Origin of the sequence: Stenotrophomonas sp. ZAC14A_NAIMI4_1, from assembly GCF_003086915.1 — a bacterium.
Taxonomy (GTDB): domain Bacteria; phylum Pseudomonadota; class Gammaproteobacteria; order Xanthomonadales; family Xanthomonadaceae; genus Stenotrophomonas.
In genome coordinates this window covers 3454869-3477805 of the sequence record NZ_CP026002.1, presented here as the reverse complement: position 1 = coordinate 3477805, position 22937 = coordinate 3454869, and the positions used below count along the sequence as shown (strand labels likewise).

Below are 22937 nucleotides of genomic sequence, written 5' to 3'. Positions count from 1 at the left end.
ACGCCCGGCGAGCGCAGCGGCCCCCGGAGGCCTTCGCCAGGCATGGCCTGGCGCTACCACGGCTTCGTCGATCCCTTGGCCACCGCCGCAATGATGATCGGTAGCGCCGGGCCATGCCCGGCGAGCGCAGCGGCACCTGATGGCATCCGCTAGGCATGGCCTGGCGCTACCAAGGCTCAAGGCTGCGTCGATCCCTTCACTACCGGCGCAATGACGACCGGTAGCGCCGGGCCATGCCCGGCGAGCGCAGCGGCCCCTGATGGCATCCGCCAGGCATGGCCTGGCGCTACCAAGGCTGCGTGGATCTCCTTGCTACTGACGCAAGGACGACCCGTAGCGCCAGGCCACGCCCGGCGAACGCAGCGGCCCCTGATGGCATCCGCCAGGCATGGCCTGGCGCTACCTCGGCTGCGTGGATCCCTCCATTACCCTGCCTGCTGCGCGTTGCGCAGCTGCTCGAGCACCCGCGCCTTGCCATGAGCGGCCGGCATCGCCCTGACCAGATTGTGCAGCAGCTGCAGGTCCTGCTGCTGCCCCAGTGCATCACTGAGCCGGTGCAGGGCCTTCGCATCGCCAGCGGACCCTTGCCGTTTCCCCGCGCGCAGATGCAATACGTGGGCAACGTCCAGCTGCATGCGCAGGCGGCGGACCTTACGCCGCCAGCGATGAATCGCATCGGCTCCGCCATCGTCGCTCGCACGCTGCGCGGCCTTTTCGGCCCGCCGTTGGCTGCGCTCCAGGTTGCTGCGCAGCGCCGATCGCCGCAGCTTCGCCCAAGGCTGCGCCGCAAGCTGCTCCTGCACGATCCCCACGCGACGCAACCGCCGCTTGAAGCCGGGATCGCGCTGCAGGCTCTGCTGCAGCAGCCGGTCGCGGCGCTGGGTGAGCCGGGCGATGATGGCCCGCCACGCGTCTGCGGCATGGCTGTCCTGCAGGTAGACCGCAGCCTGCACCACCACCTGGGCATCGCGCAGGTCCGACAGGCTGTCGCCGAGGCGCTGCAGGCGGCGGTCCGCGTCCTCCAGGTCCAGCGCCGGATGCTGCACCAGGCCAAGCAGCGCCCGCAGGCGGCGGATCGCCTTGCGCGCCGCGTGGATCGAGGCGTGCGGATCATCCATGGACGACAGGGCCGCGGTGATCGACCGGCACTCCTGCAGTGCCCGTTGCCGCACGGCCTGGCCTGGTTCTGCTGCGGACATCGGGGCCTGCCCCGCTGGGGTGGGCATGCAGTGTATCCCCCGCCACGGGCAGCCCTGTTCACGATGCGCTGGCCGCCGCCCCGCCAGGACTGCATCTGCACACGGCCCTCACGCCGCCCCAGTCAGGCCGGCGCTATGCTCCGCCGGCGCGGCAGGCTGCCGCCCCACACGCAGATCAGCGGTTCCAGCGTTCTCCAACGAGGATTCGACGATGGCCAAGCTCTTCCCGCACTACGGGCTGCTGGCGCTGTGCAGCCTTGCCCTCCCCGCCTCCGCCATGGCCCAGGACGCATCGTTCGGCTTTGGCCAGGACACGACCAGCACGCAGACCACCAGCAGCTCGCAGACCACGACGACCACCCAGTCGAACAACGGCACGGGCCAGGACGACAGCGGCGACCCGACCCAGTCCAATACGGACTTCGGCAACATGGGCTCGATGACCACCGAGACCACGACGACCGGAAACTCGCACTCGGAGTCGCGCAGCCGCAGTTCCGGCGGCGAGGTGGACATCGGCTACCACGACGACAACCACGACGACTGGGGCAGCGATCGCCACCATGGCGGCTGGTCGGTGCGTGACAGCGATCTGTTTGGTGACTGGACCCTGGGCCAGGAAAACGGCTCCAGCTGCACCATCACGCTGAAGGACAGCCAATGGTTCGGCGGCTATGGCGCGTGGGTGCCGGCCGGCTGCCCCGATGGCTTCTTCTCGGTCAACCGCTGGCTGCTGTCCGGCAACCAGTTGCTGCTGACCGACACCAACAACCAGGTCATCGCGCGCTTCCGTCCCAGCGGTGGCGGACGCTGGTCGGGCCGCCGCGAATCGGATGGAACCCGCATCTACCTCAACCCGAGGCAGCGCTGAGCGAGCCGTATACGCGGCACGGACACCCCGCATCGCACCATGGGGTGTCCGTTCCCTCTGCCCCCTCACATGGCCGCTCCCACGGGCTCACGCCTGGTCGTCTACGCCGCGCTGTTCGGCAACCTCGCCATCGCCATCGCCAAGTTCATCGCTGCCGGCATTTCCGGCAGCTCGGCCATGCTGAGCGAAGGCGTCCATTCCCTGGTCGACACGCTGAACGAAGTCCTGCTGCTGTACGGCCTGCACCGTGCAGAGAAGTCTCCCGACACGCTGCACCCCTTCGGTTACGGGCGTGAGCTGTATTTCTGGAGCTTCATCGTCGCCCTGCTGGTGTTTGCCGCCGGTGCGGGCGTATCGGCGTACGAAGGGATCCAGCACATCCGCCACCCGCAGCCGGCCACGAACCATGGCCTCAGCTACACGGTACTGGGCGTATCGCTGCTGTTCGAGGGCACGTCGTGGTACATCGCCCTGCGCGAGTTCCGCCGCAGCAAGGGGCGCATGGGCTACTTCGAAGCCTTCCGGCGCAGCAAGGATCCCTCCACGTTCACCGTGCTGCTGGAAGACAGCGCCGCGCTGCTGGGCCTGGGTTTCGCCCTGGCCGGCCTGCTGGCCGCGCAGCTGCTGGAGATGCCCGTGCTCGATGGCGTGGCCTCCCTGTGCATCGCGGCCGTGCTCGCCGTGACCGCTTTCCTGCTGGCGCGGGAAACCAAGGGCCTGCTGGTAGGCGAGCCGGCCCACCCGGCGGTGGCGCAGCGGATCATGGCCGTGGCGGTCACCGATCCTGACCTGCTGCGTGCCAACGGCGTGACCACCATGCAGATGGGTCCCGAGCAGGTGGTGGCGATGCTCAGCGCGGAGTTCGAGGACGACCGGCGTACGCCACAGATCGAAGCCTGCATCACCCGTATCGAGACGGCGGTCAAGGACGAATTTCCCGAACTGGTGGCACTGTTCGTCAAGCCGCAGACCCCGGAAGTCTTTGCTGCACGCCAGGCCGCGCTGAAGCAGAACAACTGAGACAGCGGCAGCCGGCATCACGCAGGCATCACCCGGGAACGCACGATGCTAACCCTTGCCCCGGTAGCGCGGGGCCTGCCCCGCCCTTCCCGACAGAAGCCAGCGCGCCAGTTATGGATGAAGCTTTCAGACTCTGTGAGATCGACCGCCTGGGCCTGCTCGACACGCCCTCCGAACCCGTCTTTGATGCCATCGTCGCGGCCGCCCAAGCTGCGACCGGCATGCCGATGGGGCTGATTTCCATCGTTGCCGAGCACCGGCAATGGTTCAAGGCCAACATCGGCCTGCCCGGCACCAGCGAAACCCCGCGCGACATTTCGTTCTGCACGCATGCCATCGAGCGCGACGCGCTGATGGAGATTCCTGATGCGCGCCAGGACCCGCTGTTCGCGGCCAATCCGCTGGTCACCGGCGGCCCACGCATACGTCACTACGCGGGCATCCCGCTGGGCACCGCGCATGGCGCCCGCATCGGCACCCTGTGCCTGCTCGATACGATGCCCGGCGTGCTCTCGCCCTCGCAGCGCGAACTGATGGTGCACCTGGGCCGGGTGACCACCCAGGTGCTGGAACAGCGCGCCGCGCTGCTGCAGAAGGTCGACCAGGCCCAGCACCTGCACAGCGACCTCAAGCGCAGCGAGGATTTCCTCGAACGCACCAACACCGCCGCCAGGGTGGGCGGCTGGGAACTGGACCTGACCAGCAACGAGGTGCGCTGGACCCGCGAGACCAAGCAGATCCACGGCGTGCGCTCCAGCTACCAGCCAACCCTGGACAGCGCCCTGTCCTTCTACCGCGATGACAGCCGCGCCATCATCGAGGCGTCGGTCAAGCGCTGCGTCGAGGCCGGCACGCCCTGGGAAGTGCAGTTGCCGATGACCACCGCCGATGGCCGTGCGATCTGGACCCGCGTGGTCGGCAGCCGCCAGCAGGTGGAGGGACGGCCACGCCTGGTCGGCGCCATCCAGGACATCACCGAGGAACGCGCGGTGCTGGATGCGCTGGAAGCCAGCGAAGTGCGCTACCGGCGCCTGTTCCACTACAGCCTGGGCCTGATCTGCACGCACACGCTGGACGGTACGGTCACCTCGGTAAATCCAGCGGCGGTGCAGTCGCTGGGCTTCCCCGAAAGCCAGATGGTCGGCCGCAGCCTGTGCGATCTGATGCCACCGGAGAAGCGCGATGCCTTCAAGGCCTACCTCGCGCGGATCGAAAGCAACCATACCGATGCCGGTGTCATCGAGCTGATCGCGGCCGATGGCAGCCGCCGCTACTGGGCCTACAACAACGTGCTGGACAGCGAGGCGCATCCACCGTTCGTGCTCGGCCACGCGCAGGACGTCACCGCGCTGCGGCAGCAGGAAGAGCGCCTGCGCGAACTGTCCCAGCGCGACCCGCTGACCCTGTGCCACAACCGCCGCTACCTGCACCGGCTGGAACAGCTGGAAACCGAATCCTGGGCCTGCGTGGTGTTCGACCTGGACCATTTCAAGCAGGTCAACGACACCCAGGGCCATCGCCGCGGCGACGCCATCCTGGTGGAGTTCGCTGCGTTCCTGCGCTCGCCGCTGGGGGCAGGCGAAAGTGAGGTCCGGCTCGGCGGCGACGAGTTCATGGTGGTGTTGATCCAGCCGGGTCGCGAGCGCCTGCAGGCCTTGCTTGACTGGTATGAGGTCAATGCCGGGCTTGCCCCGATCGCGTTCTCGATGGGCGCGGCCACGCATGCCCTCGGCGAGGTGGTGGCCGATACCATCCATCGCGCCGACAACACCCTTTACAGCACCCGAAAGCGGGTGCGTCGGCGCAAGCGGGAGGATGATCCCGTGATGCCTGCGGGATCCACGTCCACATCCGATTGAGCCTCCCGTCACGCTCTGCAGCCAGCATTGCGATCACTCTGTCAGCACGTTCTACGGAGATGCTGCCATGCCCAATACCGGTCGATTTTTCGTATTGGCCCTCGATGCAGACAGGGATACGGCAGGCGCCATCGCGCAGATCCGTTCGATGGCGCTGCGCTGCGAAGCCTGCGGTGAAGTCACCCGCACCGAGGGCACGCAGATCGCGCGCCTGAGCGGGGGCACCGTGCTTGCCTGTGCCCACTGCGGAGCCACGCAGGCCGTGGCCAATGCGCGGCTGGAAGAATGTGATCACGTAGTGACAGTCGCATCACCTGCCACTGCCACGGCCAGCCCTCGCCCCCTGCCCGGCCGAGGGCGCGGCTGACGCCCGCGGCGCCGCTCAGGCCGCGCAGCTGGGCCCGAGCAGGAAGTCACCCATGCGCTGCAGTTCGTCATCCAGCGCATTGCGGAATGCGACCTCGCGCGGCGCCTTGCCGCTGGCGTAGCCAAACGTCGGCTGCAGGCCGCCGTCGCGCACGCTGATGTTGGCCCAGCCGATCACCTGGTCGCGCCACAGCAACGGCAATGCGTAGTAGCCGAAGCGGCGCTTTGGCGCAGGCGTATAGGCCTCGAACTTGTACACCCACCCCCACAGCAGCTCGAAGCGCCGGCGATCCCAGGTCACCGGATCGAAGGGCGCGAGCAGGCGCACCTGCTCATCCACCTGGAAGCGCCGCGAACGCGGGTTTTCTTCGACCGGCCAGTACCAGGTGGTGCCATCGACAACGGCACTGGCCAGTGCCTGCCGGGCATCACGCAATGCCTGCTGCAGCGGCGCAGCCAAGTGTGGCGCGCCATAACCGAGCAGCCGCACGAGATAGGTCAGGCTGGCGGCTGGCAATGGCGCGTAGGTGCGCACCACCAGGTCGATGAGCGCGGCTGCCCGTAGCGCCTGCGCAGCGGCCCCGGCATCCGCCAGCGGGTGGTCGGCGATGCTGTAGATGCGGGTACCACTGTCACGCCGCTGCACGCGCAACATGCCGCGGTAGTGCATGCCATCGAGCAGGTGCGTGCTGGCATTGCTGGTGCCGCCCCAATAGTTGGTCACCCGCCCATGGGCAAAGGCCTGGTCCACCTCGCGCGGGTGGACACTGCCACGCGCCTGCACGAATTCCAGCACTTCGGCCGCCCGGCGCCGGGTGGCGGTGTCCCATACCCGCTTGGACACCCGCGGGTGCATCAACGCCAGGTGCTCGCGCGGCAGGAACCCATAATTGACCAGGCAGTCTTCTTCCACCGGCAGCCGCGCATAGCGCCGCTCCAGGTCACCGGCCCGGTAGCCCTTCACCCGGTGGCGCAGGATCAGATCCTGGGCGCGGGCCGGTGCCCGTATGGGATCCGCCTGCACGAACCCGAGGCGACGGATCGCCGCCAGCAGGGTGGTCGGCGTGAACAGCGTGCGCGCCACTGCATGGCGGCGCAGTTCATCAAGGCTGGGCATGGCAGGCATAGCGCATTGTAGGGTCGCGCGCGCTCGACTGGCATTGAAAAAGCCAACTATGCTTGCCATTCCCGCAAGTGAGGCAACGCCATGCGCACGCTCTATCCCTCGGTCACGCCCTACCGCGAGCACCGCCTCGCCGTGGATGCGCTGCACACGCTGCATCTCGAGGAGTGTGGCAATCCCGATGGCATCCCCGTCGTATTCCTGCATGGCGGACCCGGAGCGGGCGTCTCGCCTACGCATCGACGCTTCTTCGACCCGGCGCGCTATCGCATCGTGCTGATCGACCAGCGCGGCTGCGGACGCTCCACTCCCTTCGGCGAGCTGCGCGACAACACCACCGCGCACCTGGTGCAGGACATCGAGCGTGTGCGCGTGAACCTGGGCATCGAGCGCTGGCTGGTGTTCGGCGGCTCCTGGGGGTCCACCCTGGCGCTGGCCTATGCGCAGGCCCATCCCGAGCGCGCGAGCGGCGTGATCGTGCGCGGCGTATACCTGGGCCGCGCCGAAGAGAACGCGTGGTTCAACCAGGCCGACGGCGGTGCGCGCTGGATCTTCCCCGAGCGCTGGGCGCGCTACGAGGCGCATATTCCTGAAGAAGAGCGTGGCGACCTGATTGCTGCGTACTGGAAGCGGCTGGACAGCCCTGACCCACAGACGCAGATCGCCGCCGCCCTGGCCTGGCTGGGCTGGGAGGACAACGCCGCCACCCTGGTGCATGACGTCGAAGCGGTCTCCGACGCCGATCCGCTCGACACGCTGGCCAAGGCACGCATCGAGGCCCATTACTTCCGCCACAACGCGTTTCTCGAACATGGGCAACTGCTGCGTGGCGTCGATCGCATCCGCCACCTGCCCGGGGTGATCGTGCAGGGGCGCTACGACATCATCTGCCCGGCGCGCAGCGCCTGGGACCTCGCCTGCGCCTGGCCGGAAGCCCGGCTGGAGATGGTGTTGTCCGGGCACAGCGCCACCGAAACGGCCACGACCGATGCACTGGTGCGCGCGACGGACGCATTCGCGGATCGTTCCGCGTAGTTGTAGATCCACGCCACGCGTGGATGCCATTCATCGCACATCGCGCGTGTTGCCTATACCAACGTATAGCCGCGCTTACCCACGGGCATCTAGGCCCGGCGCAGCCCTGCGCGGACAATAGCGGCACTGGGCCACGACGGCCTTGCCCACGGAGACGCTGATGGACCCCGACCCTGCCGGGCGCGCCGCGCCCTGGATCAGTAACCCCCCTTCCCTGCTGGCGCCCATCGCCGGTCCCCGTCCGCACGCGTGATGGGGGCCCCGGGCGTCGCCTGCCCGGAGTATCCCCATGTCCTGCACGATCCTCTACATCACCCTGCGCCGCCTGATCGCTGAGCGCGACCGCGCAGGCCTGCGCAGCCGCCTGCTGCAGCACGGCCCCGTCCTGTTCGCCCATGCGCTGGCGCTCGGTTCGCCGCGCGTCGTCGCCGATGCGTTGTCGCTGCTGCCGATCAGCGAGCGCATGACGGCGCTGCGCCACCTGCCCCAACCCCTGCGCGATGCCATGAAGCCGCTGTGCATCGGCGGCAGCCAGCGCCTGCACCTGCAGCCGTGGTCACCCCCGGTGCCCACCCTGCGCCGCGCCTGACCCACGCCACTCCACGACCCGGCGCACCCGGGTCGGCACCTCCGAGGATGACCCCATGAGCCTGCTCAACGCCTGGTTCAATGCCTTCCTGCGCAGCCGTCGCGCGGGCAGCCTGTTCCGCCGCCGCGCCCTGCCCGAGTCCGGCTTCGGCCGCGGCGCAGCGGAAGCGGCGCCTTCCACGCTTACCGAGGGCCTGCTCCGCCTGGCCCAGCTCGACGATGCCCGCCTGCTGGCCGCACTAGATTCGCACGCCGATGGCCTCAGCCCGCAGGAGGCCAGCGAGCGCTTTGCCCGGCTCGGCCCCAATGAAGTCGATCACGAAAAGCCGCTGCCGTGGTGGCGCCACCTGTGGCAGTGCTACCGCAATCCGTTCAACCTGCTGCTGAGCGTGCTGGCCGCTGTTTCCTGGCTGACCGAGGACGCCAAGGCCACGGTGGTGATCGGTGCGATGGTCCTGCTGTCCACCCTCATCCGCTTCGTGCAGGAAGGACGCTCCAACCGCGCCGCCGAGCGGCTGAAGGCGCTGGTCGGCAACACCTCGCGGGTACTGCGGCGCAGCGCGGGCACCGAGGCCGCGGAGCTGGCCGGCCAGTACTTCGGCGCGCACCTGCACAGCCGCCGTCCGGCGCGCCTGCTCGACCTGCCGATCCGCGAGCTGGTGCCGGGCGACCACATCGTGCTCTCCGCCGGCGACATGATCCCGGCCGACTGCCGCGTGCTGACCGCGAAGGATCTGTTCGTCGCGCAGGCGGCGATGACCGGCGAGTCGCTGCCGGTGGAGAAGTTCACCAGCCCGGGTGCCGCTGACGCCGGCCTGATGGAACAGGCCAACCTGCTGTTCATGGGCACGAACGTGGTGTCCGGCACGGCGACGGCGGTGGTGCTGGCCACCGGCAACCGCACCTACTTCGGCACCTTGGCCCAGCGAAGCACCGCTACCGAGCGCGCGCCGACCGCGTTCCAGGCCGGGGTCAACAGTGTCAGCTGGCTGCTGATCCGCTTCGCCCTGGTCATGGTGCCGTTCGTGCTGCTCATCAACGGCTGGACCAAGGGCGACTGGACCGAAGCCTTCCTGTTTGCACTGTCGGTGGCGGTGGGCCTTACCCCGGAAATGCTGCCCATGATCGTCACCTCAACCCTCGCCAAGGGCGCCGTGCTGCTGTCGCGCAAGCGGGTGATCGTCAAGCGCCTGGATGCCATCCAGAATTTCGGCGCGATGGAGGTGCTGTGCACCGACAAGACCGGCACCCTCACCCAGGACCGCATCGCCCTGGAGCGCCACACCGATGTATTCGGGCAGGACTCGGAGGACGTGCTGAAGTTCGCCTACCTCAACAGCCATTTCCAGACCGGGCTGATCAACCTGCTCGATCGCGCCGTATTGGAGCACGTCGAGCTGCAGAGCTCGCTGCGCCTGTCGCAGGATTACCGCAAGGTCGACGAGATTCCGTTCGACTTCCAGCGCCGCCGCATGTCGGTGGTAGTGGCCGAGCGCGATGACCACCACGAGTTGATCTGCAAGGGTGCGGTGGAGGAAATGCTGGCGGTGTGCAGCACCGTGCGCGAGGGCGGGCACGACCAGCCGCTGGACGCGGCGCGGCTGGCGCGGGTGCGGCAGACCACCGAGGAACTGAACGAACAGGGGCTGCGCGTGGTGGCCGTGGCGATGAAGGAAACTGCGGCCAGCCAGTCGGTGTACTCGCAGGCCGACGAGTGCGGGCTGACCCTGCTCGGCTACGTGGCCTTCCTCGACCCGCCCAAGGAGTCGGCCGCTCAAGCCCTGCAGGCACTGGCCGCGCATGGCGTGGAGGTCAAGGTCTTCACCGGCGACAACGAGCTGGTGACCGCGCGTGTCTGCGCCCAGGTCGGGCTGGACGTCGATGCCATTCTGACCGGCCCTCAGATCGAACGCATGGAGGATGCCGCGCTCTCGCAGGCACTGCAGCAGCACCGCGTCTTCGCCCGCCTCACGCCGCTGCACAAGGAACGCCTGGTGCGCGGCCTGCGCGCACAGGGCAAGGTGGTGGGCTTCCTGGGCGACGGCATCAACGACGCACCGGCCCTGCGCGCGGCCGACATCGGCATCAGCGTGGACAGCGCGGTGGACATCGCCAAGGAGGCCGCCGACATCATCCTGCTGGAAAAGAGCCTGATGGTGCTGGAGGACGGCGTCGTGCAGGGCCGCCGCACGTTCTGCAACATGCTCAAGTACATCCGCATGACCGCCAGCTCCAATTTCGGCAACGTGTTCTCGGTACTGGTCGCTTCGGCCTTCCTTCCCTTCCTGCCGATGCTGCCGCTGCAGCTGCTGGTGCAGAACCTGCTGTATGACATCTCGCAGATCGCCATTCCATTCGACAACGTCGACGAGGAACTGGTGCGGCAGCCGCTGAAGTGGAATCCGGCGGACATCGGCCGCTTCATGGTGTTCTTCGGGCCGATCAGTTCGATCTTCGACCTGTGCTGCTTCGCGCTGATGTGGCATGTGTTCGATGCGCGCACGGCCGCCGACCAGAGCCTGTTCCAGTCCGGCTGGTTCGTCGTCGGCCTGCTGACCCAGACCCTGATCGTGCACATGATCCGCACGCCCAAGGTGCCGTTCCTGCAGAGCATCGCCGCACCGGCGCTGCTGCTGATGACCGGCGCGATCATGGCCATCGGCGTGCTGCTGCCGATGAGCCCGCTGGCCGGTTACTTCAAGCTGCAGGCCCTGCCGCTGGGTTACTGGCCGTTCCTGGTGGCGATCCTGTTCGGCTATGCGGTGCTGACCACGGCAATGAAGCAGCTCTACATCCGCCGCTACGGGTGGCAGTGATGATCGCGTTGCAGGTGAACCTGCCGCCGTTCGACGCAGGCGCGACGCTCGGCTCGCTGCTCAGCCTGACCGTTGCGTTCGTGCTGGGTGCGGCCATCGGCCTGGAACGGCAGCTGCGGCAACGCACGGCCGGGCTGCGCACCAACACGCTGGTGGCGGTCGGCGCCGCCGTCTTCGTCGATCTGGCGGTGCGCTTCCATGATCTGTACGGCGGCCCGCCCTCGCCGCTGCACGTGGTGGCCTACGTCATCTCCGGCGTCGGCTTCCTCGGCGCCGGCGCGATCATGAAGGATGGTGCGCAGGTTTCGGGCCTGAACACCGCCGCGACCCTGTGGGGTTCGGCCGCGGTCGGGGCCTGTGCCGGCGTCAAGCTGCTGCCGGAAGCGATGATGGCAGCCGTGTTCGTGCTGGCCGCCAACACCCTGCTGCGGCCAGTGGTGAACCGCATCCAGCGGCAACCGCTGGCAGAGGGCTTCGGCGAGGCGACCTATGCGATCAACGTCGTCTGCCAGCGCGAGCAGCAGGCCGAAGTGCTGGACCGCCTGTTGTTGCTGCTGGAACAGGCGCAATACCCAGTACGGGCGGTGGACCAGCGGCCGTTCGGCGAACGCGACGTGGAGATCGAGGCGGTGCTGTATGCCACCTCGGTCGATGCAGCCGAACTGGATGCGGTGCTGGAGAACCTGGCCGGTACACCCGGTGTGCTGCAGGGATTCTGGAACGCCAGCCTGGAAGAGTGACACCCGCCCCGGTAGCGCCGGGCCATGCCCGGCGAGCGCGCAGCGCGGCCGACCGCCGGGCCCACCGTGCATGACCCAGCGTCACCCAGCCGCTTATCATCCCCCCACCACCCGCCAGGGAGCCCCACCCGATGCCGTCGCTGTCGCCCCGCCGCCCGCTGGCGCTGTTCGCCCTGATCGTGGTGATGGGGGCGATCTTCCTGCTGGACACCCTCACCGACTACGCGGTGGCCGCTGCCTGCTTCTACGCGGCCGTCATCCTCGCCGCGTCGCGGCTGATGTCGGCGCGCGGCCTGCTCTTCCTGGCGGCGGCCTGCATCGCCCTGACGGGCCTCAGCTTCTTCCTGACCCGCTTCGGCACCTATCGCATCGGCCTGGTCAACTCGACTATCGGCATGCTGGTCATCGGCATCACCACCTGGCTGGTGCTGAAGATGGAAGCTGCCAAGGCCGCCGTGCAGGAAGCACAGGCGCGCCTGCTGCGGGTCGCGCGGGCCTCCACGGTGGGTGAGCTGACGACGTCGATCGCCCACGAAGTGAACCAGCCGCTGGCGGCCATTGCCAGCAGTGCCGAGGCCGGCCAGCGCTGGTTGGCGCAATCGCCCCCCAACGTTGACAAGGCGCTGCAGGCCATAGCCCGCATCCTGTCCGATGCACATCGTGCCAGTGACGTGATTGCCCGTATCCGTGGCCTGACCCAGGGCGCGGCACCGGAACGCCGCGCCTTCGATCTGAACCAGGCCGTACAGGACATGCTCGCGCTGTCGCGCAGCGAACTCGACCAGCACCACGTAGACGTGTCACTGCTGCTGGATACCGAGCTGCCGCCGGTCTTCGCCGACCCGGTGCAGGTACAGCAGGTGATCGGCAACCTGCTGCTGAACGCGGTCGATGCGATGGCCCGGCTGCCCCCGGGCGAGCGCCGCGTGGCCCTGGTGACAGCACGCGATGGCCGCGGCCAGGCCAGCCTGAGCGTGCGTGACCGCGGCATCGGCCTGCCCACGGATCAGCCGGACCGCGTCTTTGATGCCTTCTGGACCACCAAGGCCCATGGCCTCGGCCTGGGCCTCAGCCTGAGCCGTTCGATGATCGAGGCCAATGGTGGCCGCATCCGCGCCGAACGACCGGCCGGGGGTGGCGCCTGTTTCGTGTTCGAACTGCCCACCGCGGGCAAGGATGATCATGCGTAAGCCGTTGACACCTCCGGCCGACGCGGCCCCCATCGTCTATGTGATCGATGACGATGCATCCGTGCGCGCCGCGCTGGAAGACCTGCTGGCGTCGATGGGCCTGCAGGTGCGGGCATTCGCCTCCACCCAGGCCTTCCTCGATCATCCCCGCGACGATGCGCCGGCCTGCCTGGTGCTGGACGTGCGCATGCCCGGACAGAGTGGCCTGGACTTCCACCGCAGCATGGCGGATCTGGGCCTGCAGGTGCCGGTGGTGTTCATCACCGGCCACGGCGACATCGCCATGGGCGTCAATGCGATCAAGGCCGGCGCCATCGAATTCCTGACCAAGCCCTTCCGCGACCAGGAACTGCTGGACGCCATCCACAAGGGCATCGCCCTGGACCGCGAGCGGCGCCGCGAGGGCGAGGCGCTGGGCGAGCTGCAGGCACGCTGGCAGACCCTCAGCGCCGGTGAGCGCGAGGTGGTGGACGGCGTGGTGCGCGGCCGCCTCAACAAGCAGATCGCCGCCGACCTCGGCGTCAGCGAGATCACGGTGAAAGTGCGGCGCGCGCAGGTGATGCGCAAGATGGAAGCGCGCACCCTGGTTGACCTCGTGCGCATGTACGACCGCCTGCAGGCTGCTGCGCCATGAAGCCTCACCTGTAGCGCCGAGCCGTGCTCGACTGCTCACGCCTTTGTAGAGTCGAGCCATGCTCGACTGCTTTTCTTATAGGAGCCATGAAGAATTCGCGCAACGCGGCAAAAACCGGCCGTGATAGCGTCTTCGCACCTTCCCGACCGATCCCTCCGAATGCGCATCCTGCCCCTTGCCTTCGCCTTGGCCACCGCCCTGCCGCTGGCGGCCCACGCTGCCGGACCGGCGCTGCCGCAACTGCGCGCGTACACCGTCGATGCGTCGTGGCTGCAGCCCATCGCGCCGCTGCAGATCGCCGACCACACCTGGCAGATCGGCACCGCGGACCTCACCGCCCTGCTGGTGCAGACCCCGCAGGGCGCGGTGCTGCTGGACGGCGGCATGCCGCAGATGGCCGACCACCTGCTGCACAACCTGCAGCTGCGTGGCGTGGCCCCGGCTGACCTGCGGGTGATCCTGCTCAGCCACGCCCACGCCGACCATGCCGGCCCGGTGGCCGAACTCAAGCGCCGCACGGGCGCGCGCGTGCTGGCCAATGCCGAATCGGCGGTACTGCTGGCCCGCGGCGGCACCGACGACCTGCACTTCGGCGACCGGTTCACCTTTGCGCCGGCACAGGTGGATCGCATCATCATGGACGGCGAGACGGTGGACGTCGGCGGCATGCGTTTCACCGCCCACTTCACGCCCGGCCACACACCCGGCAGCACCGCGTGGACCTGGACCGACACCCGCAACGGCACGCCGGTGCGCATCGCGTATGCGGACAGCCTGAGTGCGCCGGGTTACACGCTGAAGGACAACCCGCGCTATCCGCACCTGGTCGAGGACTTCCGCCGCAGTTTCGCCACCGTGCGCGCCCTGCCCTGCGACGTGCTGTTGACCCCGCATCCGGGTGCCAGTGGCTGGGACTACGCGGCCGGCAGCAAGGCCGGTGACAAGGCCATGACCTGCGGCGCGTATGCCGATGCCGCCGAACAGAAGCTCGACGCAGCCCTGACCCGGTAGAGTCGAGCTTGCTCGACTGCTCTGGAGCAGCCGAGCATGGCTCGGCTCTACAGAATGCACGGGCCGCTACGGCGCCTCGACCAGCGCGCGCACCCGCACCGGGATCGACTTCGCTGCGGGCGTGCCGCTGATGCGATCGTAGTAGTCCAGCGGCAACAGCGGATTCAGTTCCGGGTAGTAGCCGGCCAGCGCGCCGCGCGGCATCGGGTAGTCCAGCACGGTCAGGCCATCGATGCGCCGCACGACGCCATCGTCGGCGATCGTTTCCAGGCTTACCCGCGCTTCCTTGCCCAGCCCGCGTGCCAGCCGGTCCTCGATGTTCATGAACACCACGTTGCGGTCGTTGTACACGCCCCGGTAGCGATCGCTGTAGCTGTAGATGGTGGTGTTGTACTGGTCGTGCGAACGCACCGTGGCCAGGCGCAGCATCTCCGGGTCGTCCACCACGTCGTTCACCTCCAGGCCGGGCATCACCAGGATGTTGGCCTTGCCGGTGTCGGTCGGCCACACCCGGCGGCGCGGCGGGATGTCCAGGTGGAAGCCATGCGGTTGCTGGATGCGCTCGTTGAAGCCGGCATAGATCTCCGGGTAGACGGCTGCGATCAGCTCGCGGATCGGCGCGTAATCGTGCATGCAGGCCGCCCAGTCCACACGGCTGTCCGGCAGCGTGGCCATCGCCATGCGGCAGACGATCTCGACCTCCGGCAGCACGTGCTCGCTGACCGGCTCGAGCACGCCGCGCGAGGCGCTGACATTGGACATCGCATCTTCGATGGTCACGAACTGCTCGCCGGTCGGCGTGCGGATCCACTCCGAGCGCGCCACCACCGGCAGGATCAGTGCATCACGGCCATGCACCAGGTGGCCGCGGTTGAGCTTGGTGGCGATGCCCACGGTCAGCTCCAGCCGCTGCATCGCCTCGTAGGCGCGCGGCGTATCGGGCACGGCATGGATGAAGTTGCCGCCCAGGCCGATGAACACCCGGGCCTGTCCATCAAGCATCGCCTGGATCGACTCGACCACATGATGGCCATGCGCGCGCGGCGGCTCGAAGCCGAACACCTCGCGCACCCGGTCCAGGTAGGCCGGCTTGGGCTTCTCGTCGATGCCCACGGTGCGGTCGCCCTGCACGTTGGAGTGTCCGCGGATGGGGCCGATCCCCGCGCCGCGCTTGCCGAAGTTGCCACGCAGCAACAGCAGGTTCGCGACCTGCTGCAGCAGGCGTGAACCGTACTGGTGCTGGGTCAGGCCCATGCCGTAGCAGATCACCGTGGCCTGCGAACGGATGTAGATATCCGCGCATCGCCGGATCTGCACCTCGGCGATGCCGGACACCCGCACGATCTCGTCCCACTCCTGCGCCAGCGCGTCCTCGCGCAGGGCATCCACGCCCAGGGTGTGCTCGGCCAGGAAGGCGTGGTCGAGCACCGCCTCGCCCTGCGCTTCGCGCTCGAACATCACCTTCATGATGCCCTTGAGGAAGGCCAGGTCACCGCCGATGCGGATGTGCACGAACTCGCTGGTGATCTCGGTCGATCCCAGCGTGGCCATCTGCACGATGTCCTGCGGCTCGGTGAAACGGATCAGCGCGCGCTCGGGCATCGGGTTCACCGCCACGATGGGGATGCCGCGTTTGCGCGCCTCCACCAGGTTGGTCATCATCCGCGGCGAATTGGTGCCGGTGTTCTGGCCCATCACGAAGATGGCCTCGGCGTGTTCGAAATCGTCCAGCACGATGGTGCCCTTGCCCACCCCGATCACCGGCGGCAGGCCGCGGCTGGTGGGCTCGTGGCACATGTTGGAACAATCCGGGAAATTGTTGGTGCCGAACTCACGCACGAAGATCGAGTACAGGAACGCCGCTTCGTTCGGCGTGCGCCCGGAGGTGTAGAACTCGGCCTGGTCGGGGTGGTCCAGGGCGCGCAGATGTTCGCCGATCAAGGCAAACGCCTCGTCCCAGGCGCAGGGCATGTAGTGGTCGCTGGCCGCGTCGTAGCGCATCGGCTCGGTCAACCGGCCCTGCATCTCCAGCCAGTAGTCACTCTGTTCCATCAGCTCGCTGACGCTGTGGGCGGCGAAGAATTCGCGGGTGACGCGGTGCTCGGTCGCTTCCCAGGCCAGGGCCTTGGCGCCGTTCTCGCAGAACTCGAACTTGCGCCGGTGGTCCGCGTCCGGGAAGGCGCAGCTGGGGCACTTGAAGCCACCCGGCTGGTTCATCGCCAGCAGTGCCTTCGAGCCCTTGCCGACCACGCTCTGCTGCAGCAGCACCTTGGCCGTTGCCCCGGCAGCACCCCAGCCACCGGCCGGCTGGTTGTAGGACGTGTATCGCGGCGGTTTCTGTTCGGACATGGCTCGGCAACCTGGTGGCGCGCAAGGGACCGGGTCCAGTCAAGCACGACCGCGGCCGTCGTGCCATTACCCGGAGGAGGGGTGCCAGCCTGCCACGGCAACGGTTACAACGGCGTCTTCCCGTGATCGCTGCGCTATCCTGCGGCGGTAGATGGCCTTCGTGCTCCACCCAGGACGTACTGCATGCCCGCACCGACACCGCTTTCCCCACCGCCGGCCGGTACCGCGCTGCGCACCTTGCAGCGCTGGCGGGAAACGGAGCAGGACGAACGGGTCGACCTCATCGCCGAAGAAGTACCGGTGGCGATGCGCTACAACGGCACCGCCTTCGCGGTGATGATGGCCACGCCCTGCGACCTGGAGGATTTCGCCCTGGGCTTCTCGCTCAGCGAAGGCCTGGTCACGCGGCCGCAGCAGGTGCTGTCGATCGACGTGCAGCCGCAGCTGGAAGGCATCGAGCTGAAGATGACCGTGGCCGAGGACGCGCCCGGTGCAGCGCTGGACCCGGCCAACGGGCGCCTGCTGCCGGGCCGGGGCGGCTGCGGTTTGTGCGGCACGCGGCAGTTGGAGGACGTCCTGCGGCCCCTGCCACCGATACGTGATCGCCGCAGCTATTCGCCCGTGGCGCTGCAGCGCGCACTGGCTGCGCTGGCGCAGCACCAGCCGATGAATGTTGCCAGCGGTTCCACCCATGCCGCCGCCTGGGCCGATGCCCGTGGTCGCATCGGCTGGGTGCGTGAGGATGTCGGCCGCCACAACGCCCTGGACAAGCTGATCGGGGCACTGCACCACAACGAGCATGGCAGCGAGGGTGGCCTGCTGGTGATTTCCAGCCGGGCAAGTTACGAAATGGTCAGCAAGGCGGCGCGCGCCGGCGCGAGCGTGCTGGCGGCGGTGTCGGCGCCCACGGCACTCGCCATCGACCTGGCCCGCAGCGCCGGCCTCTGCCTGGTGGGATTCGCGCGCGAGGGTGGATTCAATGTGTATACCCACCCCGAGCGGTTGCAGGCAGGGTAGAGTCGACTGTCAGTCGACTGCTCTTCCACGGACCGCCCGAAAACCCCGCGCTTCGCGCGATAGTCGACTGACAGTCGACTCTACCCGTCGGTCTTGCCTGGTTGCCCGCGCAGGCCTCAGCGCAGCGCGATCTTCGGGAAATCAACCGGCACGTCGAACGCCACGTTGACGTAGTTGGTGAACAGGTTGAGGGCGACGTGGGCGAGGATCTCGACGATCAGCTCATCATCGAAACCGGCATCACGTAGTGCCTGCACATCGGCGTCGCTGATCTGCGCCCGGTTCTCCACCACCTTCAGGACGAATGTAAGCGCGGCGGCCGTGGCCGGGTCGCTGGACTGGCCAACCTGGGCGGCGGCCATCTGCTCGCCGCTGGCACCGGCCTTGCGGCCCAGCACGGTGTGCGCGGCCAGGCAGTACTCGCAGGCATTGCGGTTGGCGATGGCGACAGCGATCTGCTCACCCAGCAGCGGCGACAGGCGGCCGCCGCCAAGGGCGCCGAACGAGCCCCACATGCTGGCCAGCGCCGCCGGCTAGTTGGCAACGGCGCGGAACATGGCCGGAGTGGCGCCGAAGGCGGCGTGTACCTGGCCCAGCAGGGCCTGGCGGTTGAGCCTGGCCTGCGCGCAGCTGCGGGCGGGCGCGCCGGTGAAGCAGGTCGCGGTGGACGTCGGCTTTGCCGATACCGCCTCGCTGTCCAAGGCCTTCCGCAAGCGGATGGGCGTCTCGCCGCGGGCGTGGCTGGCGCAGGCCGCGGCCCCGTAGCGTCGAGCTTGCTCGACGACCGCTTATGTAGAGTCGAGCCATGCTCGACTGTTTCGGCAAAAGGCAGTCGAGCATGGCTCGACTCTACAAGAGCCAGTCGAGCATGGCTCGACTCTACAACGGCGTTACGCCTTGCCGGCCGACAACAACCCGGCAATCCGCTCGGTCAGCTGCGTACGCACCTCGGCATCCAGCTGGCCTTCGTACATCGCCTCGTAGATCCACAGACCATCGGCGGCCAGCCGTGCCACGAAATCATCCAGCGCCGCCGGGTCCGCCACCGCCCTGGCCGGCGGCGATGGCGCCCAGCGCTTCACCACCGGGCCCCAGGGGCGTTCGCCGGCGTCCGGGTCCATCGATTCGAGCATGAACATCAACTCGGCACGGGTGGCGCTCTGTGCCGACACCCGCACGAAGGTCTGGTACCGCTCCAGCGCCGTCGCGTCGTCGGCGCGCTTGCCGAGCAACGCCTCCATCGACGCCTCCCAGGCCTTTACCAGGTGTTCGTCGATGCCGCGCAGCAGCGCTTCGCGCGAGGGGAAGTGGTACAGCAGGCCGCCGCGGGTCAGCTGCGCTTCGGCCGCCACCGATTCAAAGGTGACCGCGCCGAGACCGTCACGGTTGATGACGCTCACGGCGGCGTCGAGGATGCGGTCGCGCTTGCTGGTTCTCATCGCCGTTACTTTACGCGATCGCCTGCGCCGTCGCGGCCACCGACGCGCCCGCGCAGCAGGCGCGCCAGCACCGCGGCACCTGCGGCGAGCACCGCCATGATGACCAGCAGCACGATCTGGTAGCCGCGGTCATAGGCGGCCACCGCCTGCGCGAACCACGCCCCCTGCCGGCCTTCGCGCGCCAGGTGCAGTGCCTGGGTGAAGCCTTCGCGCGCCGCCGCGGGCATGTCCGCCGCATCGGGCAGGAACGCGCCATACATCGCCGCCCCCAGGCTGCCCAGCAGCGCCACTGCCAGCAGGCCGCCGAATTCATAGGAGACTTCTTCCACCGACGACGCCATGCCGGCGCGGTGTGCCGGCACGTTGTTGAGGATGGCGGTGGACGCCACCGAGATCGCCGCGCCCATGCCCACGCCGGTCAGCGCCATGCCCGCCACCACCCAGCCCACGCCATGCGGGAAACCGAACGCCACCACGGCGACACCCACCGCGCCGGTCGCCAGGCCGCCACAGATCAGCGGACGCAGGCCGACACGGTGCAGGATGCTGCCACCCAGGAGCGCACTGGGCAGGCTGCCCAACGCCGCGACCGAAACCAGCAGGCCGGCCTGCAGCGGGCTGAAGCCGGCCACCAGCTGGAAGCGCTGCGTGGTGACCAGCTGCAGGCCCGCCAGCGCGAACAGGGTGAACACCGCCGACAGCGTGCCGGCGAGAAAGGCGGGATTGCGGAAGATGGCGAAATCCAGCAGCGGATAGGCAAGGCGCTGCTGGCGACGCGCGAACGCAGCGCCGCTGACACCCGCCAGCAGCAGTGCACCCGCACCCAGGGCATACGAGGGCGGTGTGGCGATCAGCGACTTGATGGCCAGTACCAGCCCGGACAGTGCCGCCAGCGCCAGCAGCGAGGACGGCATGTCCCAGGGGCGCGAGGTGTCGCGCTGGCCTTCCGGCGCCAGCAGCAGGGTCGCAATGAACGCCACCACCACCACCGGCACGTTGATCAGGAACACCGAACCCCACCAGAAATGCTGCAGCAGCAGGCCGCCGATGATCGGGCCGAGCGCTGCGCCAACGATGGCCACCGAACCCCAGAGGGCGATGGCGATGTTGCGTTCGCGCTCCTCGTGGAAGCTGAGGCCGATCAGGGCCAGGGTGGCCGGCATCATGGCCGCCGCACCGACGGCCAGGAAGGCACGCGCCGCGATCAACTGCGCGGGCGTGGCCGAGAACGCGGCCGCCAGCGAGGCGATACCGAACACGACCAGGCCGATCAGGAACATCCGGCGGTGGCCCAACCGGTCACCCAGGGTACCTGCGCCCAGCAGCAGGCCGGCCATCACCAGCGGGTAGGCGTTGATGATCCACAGCGCCTGCCCGGCGCTGGCGGACAGCTCCTCGGTCAGGGTGGGCAGCGCGGTGTACAGCACCGAGTTGTCCAGCGTGACCAGCAGCAGGCCGGCAGCCACGGTGAACAGCAGCGCCCAGCGACGGGCACGGGACAGGGCCGGAGCACCGGCCAGGGGCTGGGAAAGCGCCATGGAACAGACCTGCAGGAACGGGTTGAGGTTCGTAACTATACAGGACGTCCTGTATAGTTATCAGCGCGAACGATGGCGTGGTTCAGCTTTCGACTCTGTAGAGTCGAGCCATGCTCGACTGTTCTGGAGCAGCCGAGCATGGCCCGGCTCTACTGACGCGACGGCAGTCGAGCAAGCTCGCCTCTACAAACCCGGTCACCGGCAGCCTTCCGGCAACGCGGCGATGGTCGCCACCACCGCGCCCTGCATGCCCTGCCCCACGGCCATGTCGAGTTCGCCGCCGGTGCTGCCATGCTGCCGCTGCAGTTCGCCTTCGCAGAGTTCGCGCACATGGCGGCGCGCCGTGGCACGCAGCATGCTGCAGCGCCAGTCGCCCGGCCCCAGTGGCAGCACTGAATACACCACGCTGTTGCAGGCATCGCCGGCGCGCTCGACCAGGCTGTGGCCGGCGAAGTCGCGCGGCGGGCTGCTGTGCGTGGGATCGTAGTAACTGTCGGGGAAGCTGCGCGCGTACTGCTCGACATCCACCTGCAGGCGCTCTGGGCCTGCGTCCGGCAGCTGCAGCGGCTCGCCGCAGGCCGTGCTGTCGGCGCGATGCTGGATGTACTGGTAGATCGGCCGGTCGAGCCGGCGGTCCTGCGCGGTCACCGCACTGATCGCACCCAGCACCGGCAGCGCCGCGCGGTTGGCCATGCGCGCCAGCACGCCCGCCTCGGCCGGTACACACCGGTCACGCACGGTGGCCACCAGCAGGAACACCACGTCATCACGAAAGGCGCGATCCTCGAGCAGGTGCCGTTCGATGTCGGCCTGCAGCGCGGGAATGGGCGCAGGGAACGCCACTGGCGGCGGCCGCACCTGCGGCGTCCACCGCTGCCAGACCAGCAGCGCAGCGCCAAGCAGCAGGGCTGCGCCGATGCACAGCCAGCGCGCACGCGGCATCAACGGTCGATCGCCGTCAGCGTGGCCGCGTCCGCGTCATAGGACGCACTTGCGATGTCGGCCTCGAAACGCTTGATGCGCAGGTGGCCCGACAGCCGATAGGCATCCCACAGGTTGCCCAGTGCGATGGGCCGTTCCAGGGTCACGTGGATGATCTGGTTCGGCGGCGGTGGCGGCACATGGATGCAGGCACCGTAGAACGGCACGAACAGCAGTTCGTTCACGGCACCGGCATCGTCCATGGCCAGCGGCACCACGTAGCCATCCAGGTCGACCGCGCGACCGTCCACGCCATCGACCACGGCGGCCGAGCCGAACTGCTGGGCGCGGTCGGGGCTGGAATGGTCGATGGCCGCGCCCGGCGGCGTGCCCGAACCCGTGTCATCGATCAGCCCACCGATGCCGGACATCGCCCCCATGCCACCGCTGCGGTCGATGCCGATCTGCGGCGGCGGGCGCAGGAAGGCGTCGTCCTCGGGCATCAGGTCGCTCCACGCGGTGATCGCGGCATCGCTGGGCGCGGCCGTGTCCGCCGTGGCTGCTGCCTCCGGCCGCGTCGTGGCCACAGGAGTTTCTGCCGCCGCGGCAGGCACATCCCCACCGGGCCGGCTGCAGGCAGCCAGCAGCATCACCACCAGCACGCAGGCATTACGGTTCATAGGGCCTCAACTGCGGGTCAACCATGGTGTAGGCCGAACCGGCCAGATCATCGTCCACGCGTTCGCCGCGCAGGGTGCCGGCCAGGAAGAACGGCGAATACATGTCCGGCATGTCGATCGGGCGCGACAGCCGCACGTGCACGATCTGGTTCGGTGGCGGCGGCGGCACGTGGATGCAGGCGCCGTAGTACGGCACGAACAGGAACTCGGACAGGCGTCCGTCGGCGGCATTGGCCAGCGGCACCACGTAGCCGGGCAGGCGCACGACGCGGTCCAGCACCGCATCCACCGTGCGGAAGGTGCCGAACTGGGCCATGCGCCGGTTACCGCTGTGCTTCACCTCCGGGCCATCGCCACGCTCCAGCGCGGCCAGCTCATCGGCAGGCATCATCTGCAGCCAGTCCAGTTCCTGCTCGGCGACGGCAGCGGTCGCCGTGCCCTCCTGCACCGGCGCAGGTGGCAGGGCCTGCACACCGGTATCCACCGGCCGCTCGCAGCCGGCCAGCACCAGCATCAACGCAAGGGCGATCCAGGTGCGCAT

20 protein-coding genes and 2 pseudogenes are annotated in these 22937 nt (G+C 68.4%); 13 read left to right on the top strand and 9 right to left on the bottom strand.

Translation table 11 applies throughout. The annotated features are described in order from the left end of the window. Positions 1-425: 425 nt before the first annotated feature. Positions 426-1199 (bottom strand): CHAD domain-containing protein, encoded by a 774-nt coding sequence (locus C1926_RS15800; protein WP_108759849.1) that lies wholly within the window; start codon positions 1197-1199, stop codon positions 426-428. A 211-nt stretch (positions 1200-1410) separates the two neighbouring features. Between C1926_RS15800 and C1926_RS15795 the strand changes: the two genes are divergently transcribed. The 4 genes from C1926_RS15795 to C1926_RS21565 all read left to right on the top strand — a co-directional run bounded on the left by C1926_RS15795 (position 1411) and on the right by C1926_RS21565 (position 5316). After that, positions 1411-2070 carry an AprI/Inh family metalloprotease inhibitor gene (locus C1926_RS15795; protein ID WP_108759848.1) on the top strand — a complete coding sequence of 220 codons (660 nt, stop codon included), beginning with the start codon at positions 1411-1413 and terminating at the stop codon, positions 2068-2070. Positions 2071-2139: 69 nt separating this feature from the next. Further along, positions 2140-3090 (top strand): cation diffusion facilitator family transporter, encoded by a 951-nt coding sequence (locus tag C1926_RS15790; protein ID WP_108759847.1) that lies wholly within the window; start codon positions 2140-2142, stop codon positions 3088-3090. 113 nt (positions 3091-3203) lie between these two features. Then, a complete protein-coding gene (locus tag C1926_RS15785) occupies positions 3204-4949 on the top strand; it encodes a PAS domain S-box protein (RefSeq protein WP_108759846.1) in 1746 nt (581 codons plus the stop codon). A gap of 67 nt (positions 4950-5016) precedes the next feature. Then, entirely contained in the window at positions 5017-5316 is a 300-nt protein-coding gene (locus C1926_RS21565; protein WP_159095126.1) for a hypothetical protein, read from the top strand. 15 nt (positions 5317-5331) lie between these two features. On the opposite strand, the gene C1926_RS15780 is transcribed toward C1926_RS21565, so the two are convergent. Beyond that, positions 5332-6441 (bottom strand): crosslink repair DNA glycosylase YcaQ family protein, encoded by a 1110-nt coding sequence (locus C1926_RS15780; protein WP_108759845.1) that lies wholly within the window; start codon positions 6439-6441, stop codon positions 5332-5334. 81 nt (positions 6442-6522) lie between these two features. On the opposite strand from C1926_RS15780, the gene pip reads away from it, so the two are divergent. The 7 genes from pip to bla all read left to right on the top strand — a co-directional run bounded on the left by pip (position 6523) and on the right by bla (position 14452). Further along, entirely contained in the window at positions 6523-7473 is a 951-nt protein-coding gene (pip, locus tag C1926_RS15775) for a prolyl aminopeptidase (protein ID WP_108759844.1), read from the top strand. 289 nt (positions 7474-7762) lie between these two features. Continuing rightward, entirely contained in the window at positions 7763-8062 is a 300-nt protein-coding gene (locus C1926_RS15770; RefSeq protein WP_108759843.1) for a hypothetical protein, read from the top strand. A 55-nt stretch (positions 8063-8117) separates the two neighbouring features. After that, positions 8118-10877 (top strand): magnesium-translocating P-type ATPase, encoded by a 2760-nt coding sequence (gene mgtA, locus C1926_RS15765; protein ID WP_108759842.1) that lies wholly within the window; start codon positions 8118-8120, stop codon positions 10875-10877. A 2-nt stretch (positions 10878-10879) separates the two neighbouring features. After that, complete coding sequence (locus C1926_RS15760) at positions 10880-11617, top strand: MgtC/SapB family protein (protein WP_174214130.1); 738 nt, start codon at positions 10880-10882, stop codon at positions 11615-11617. 131 nt (positions 11618-11748) lie between these two features. Next, entirely contained in the window at positions 11749-12807 is a 1059-nt protein-coding gene (locus C1926_RS15755; RefSeq protein ID WP_108759840.1) for an ATP-binding protein, read from the top strand. Next, positions 12800-13441 (top strand): response regulator transcription factor, encoded by a 642-nt coding sequence (locus C1926_RS15750; protein WP_108759839.1) that lies wholly within the window; start codon positions 12800-12802, stop codon positions 13439-13441. The genes C1926_RS15755 and C1926_RS15750 overlap by 8 nt, the downstream gene beginning before the upstream one ends. Positions 13442-13600: 159 nt before the next feature. Further along, positions 13601-14452: a subclass B3 metallo-beta-lactamase gene (gene bla / locus C1926_RS15745; protein ID WP_108759838.1), complete on the top strand. Its 852-nt coding sequence runs from the start codon at positions 13601-13603 to the stop codon at positions 14450-14452. Positions 14453-14518: 66 nt separating this feature from the next. On the opposite strand, the gene C1926_RS15740 is transcribed toward bla, so the two are convergent. Beyond that, the gene (locus C1926_RS15740; protein WP_108759837.1) at positions 14519-16801 is read right to left on the bottom strand and encodes an FdhF/YdeP family oxidoreductase; all 2283 of its coding nucleotides are present in this window, start codon (positions 16799-16801) and stop codon (positions 14519-14521) included. Positions 16802-16984: 183 nt separating this feature from the next. Between C1926_RS15740 and fdhD the strand changes: the two genes are divergently transcribed. Further along, complete coding sequence (gene fdhD, locus C1926_RS15735) at positions 16985-17818, top strand: formate dehydrogenase accessory sulfurtransferase FdhD (RefSeq protein ID WP_108759836.1); 834 nt, start codon at positions 16985-16987, stop codon at positions 17816-17818. Positions 17819-17934: 116 nt separating this feature from the next. On the opposite strand, the pseudogene C1926_RS15730 reads toward fdhD, so the two are convergent. Continuing rightward, a pseudogene (locus tag C1926_RS15730) lies at positions 17935-18417 on the bottom strand (carboxymuconolactone decarboxylase family protein). Between the two features lie 4 nt (positions 18418-18421). Here C1926_RS15730 and C1926_RS15725 point away from each other — a divergent pair. Beyond that, positions 18422-18583: pseudogene (locus tag C1926_RS15725) on the top strand (helix-turn-helix domain-containing protein); the annotation flags it as partial. A 125-nt stretch (positions 18584-18708) separates the two neighbouring features. Here C1926_RS15725 and C1926_RS15720 read toward each other — a convergent pair. The 5 genes from C1926_RS15720 to C1926_RS15700 form a co-directional block, all read right to left on the bottom strand. Further along, positions 18709-19257 carry a TetR/AcrR family transcriptional regulator gene (locus C1926_RS15720; RefSeq protein WP_108759835.1) on the bottom strand — a complete coding sequence of 183 codons (549 nt, stop codon included), beginning with the start codon at positions 19255-19257 and terminating at the stop codon, positions 18709-18711. A 5-nt stretch (positions 19258-19262) separates the two neighbouring features. Further along, positions 19263-20795 carry an MFS transporter gene (locus C1926_RS15715; RefSeq protein ID WP_108759834.1) on the bottom strand — a complete coding sequence of 511 codons (1533 nt, stop codon included), beginning with the start codon at positions 20793-20795 and terminating at the stop codon, positions 19263-19265. A 195-nt stretch (positions 20796-20990) separates the two neighbouring features. Then, positions 20991-21737, bottom strand: a complete 747-nt coding sequence (locus C1926_RS15710; protein WP_254057291.1) for a hypothetical protein — start codon at positions 21735-21737, stop codon at positions 20991-20993. After that, entirely contained in the window at positions 21737-22396 is a 660-nt protein-coding gene (locus C1926_RS15705; protein ID WP_108759833.1) for a DUF3299 domain-containing protein, read from the bottom strand. The genes C1926_RS15710 and C1926_RS15705 overlap by 1 nt, the downstream gene beginning before the upstream one ends. Further along, a complete protein-coding gene (locus C1926_RS15700) occupies positions 22386-22937 on the bottom strand; it encodes a DUF3299 domain-containing protein (protein ID WP_108759832.1) in 552 nt (183 codons plus the stop codon). Before C1926_RS15700 ends, C1926_RS15705 begins: the two co-directional genes overlap by 11 nt.

Excerpts from the sequence above, each read along its gene's own strand:
- C1926_RS15780 (WP_108759845.1), bottom strand. The coding sequence starts at position 6,441 with ATGCCTGCCATGCCCAGCCTTGATGAACTGCGCCGCCATGCAGTGGCG.
- C1926_RS15785 (WP_108759846.1), top strand. The coding sequence starts at position 3,204 with ATGGATGAAGCTTTCAGACTCTGTGAGATCGACCGCCTGGGCCTGCTC.
- C1926_RS15790 (WP_108759847.1), top strand. The coding sequence starts at position 2,140 with ATGGCCGCTCCCACGGGCTCACGCCTGGTCGTCTACGCCGCGCTGTTC.
- C1926_RS15710 (WP_254057291.1), bottom strand. The coding sequence starts at position 21,737 with ATGCCGCGTGCGCGCTGGCTGTGCATCGGCGCAGCCCTGCTGCTTGGC.
- C1926_RS21565 (WP_159095126.1), top strand. The coding sequence starts at position 5,017 with ATGCCCAATACCGGTCGATTTTTCGTATTGGCCCTCGATGCAGACAGG.
- C1926_RS15700 (WP_108759832.1), bottom strand. The coding sequence starts at position 22,937 with ATGCGCACCTGGATCGCCCTTGCGTTGATGCTGGTGCTGGCCGGCTGC.
- C1926_RS15705 (WP_108759833.1), bottom strand. The coding sequence starts at position 22,396 with ATGAACCGTAATGCCTGCGTGCTGGTGGTGATGCTGCTGGCTGCCTGC.
- bla (WP_108759838.1), top strand. The coding sequence starts at position 13,601 with ATGCGCATCCTGCCCCTTGCCTTCGCCTTGGCCACCGCCCTGCCGCTG.
- C1926_RS15770 (WP_108759843.1), top strand. The coding sequence starts at position 7,763 with ATGTCCTGCACGATCCTCTACATCACCCTGCGCCGCCTGATCGCTGAG.
- C1926_RS15720 (WP_108759835.1), bottom strand. The coding sequence starts at position 19,257 with ATGAGAACCAGCAAGCGCGACCGCATCCTCGACGCCGCCGTGAGCGTC.
- C1926_RS15715 (WP_108759834.1), bottom strand. The coding sequence starts at position 20,795 with ATGGCGCTTTCCCAGCCCCTGGCCGGTGCTCCGGCCCTGTCCCGTGCC.
- C1926_RS15750 (WP_108759839.1), top strand. The coding sequence starts at position 12,800 with ATGCGTAAGCCGTTGACACCTCCGGCCGACGCGGCCCCCATCGTCTAT.
- fdhD (WP_108759836.1), top strand. The coding sequence starts at position 16,985 with ATGCCCGCACCGACACCGCTTTCCCCACCGCCGGCCGGTACCGCGCTG.
- C1926_RS15800 (WP_108759849.1), bottom strand. The coding sequence starts at position 1,199 with ATGTCCGCAGCAGAACCAGGCCAGGCCGTGCGGCAACGGGCACTGCAG.
- pip (WP_108759844.1), top strand. The coding sequence starts at position 6,523 with ATGCGCACGCTCTATCCCTCGGTCACGCCCTACCGCGAGCACCGCCTC.
- mgtA (WP_108759842.1), top strand. The coding sequence starts at position 8,118 with ATGAGCCTGCTCAACGCCTGGTTCAATGCCTTCCTGCGCAGCCGTCGC.
- C1926_RS15740 (WP_108759837.1), bottom strand. The coding sequence starts at position 16,801 with ATGTCCGAACAGAAACCGCCGCGATACACGTCCTACAACCAGCCGGCC.
- C1926_RS15755 (WP_108759840.1), top strand. The coding sequence starts at position 11,749 with ATGCCGTCGCTGTCGCCCCGCCGCCCGCTGGCGCTGTTCGCCCTGATC.
- C1926_RS15795 (WP_108759848.1), top strand. The coding sequence starts at position 1,411 with ATGGCCAAGCTCTTCCCGCACTACGGGCTGCTGGCGCTGTGCAGCCTT.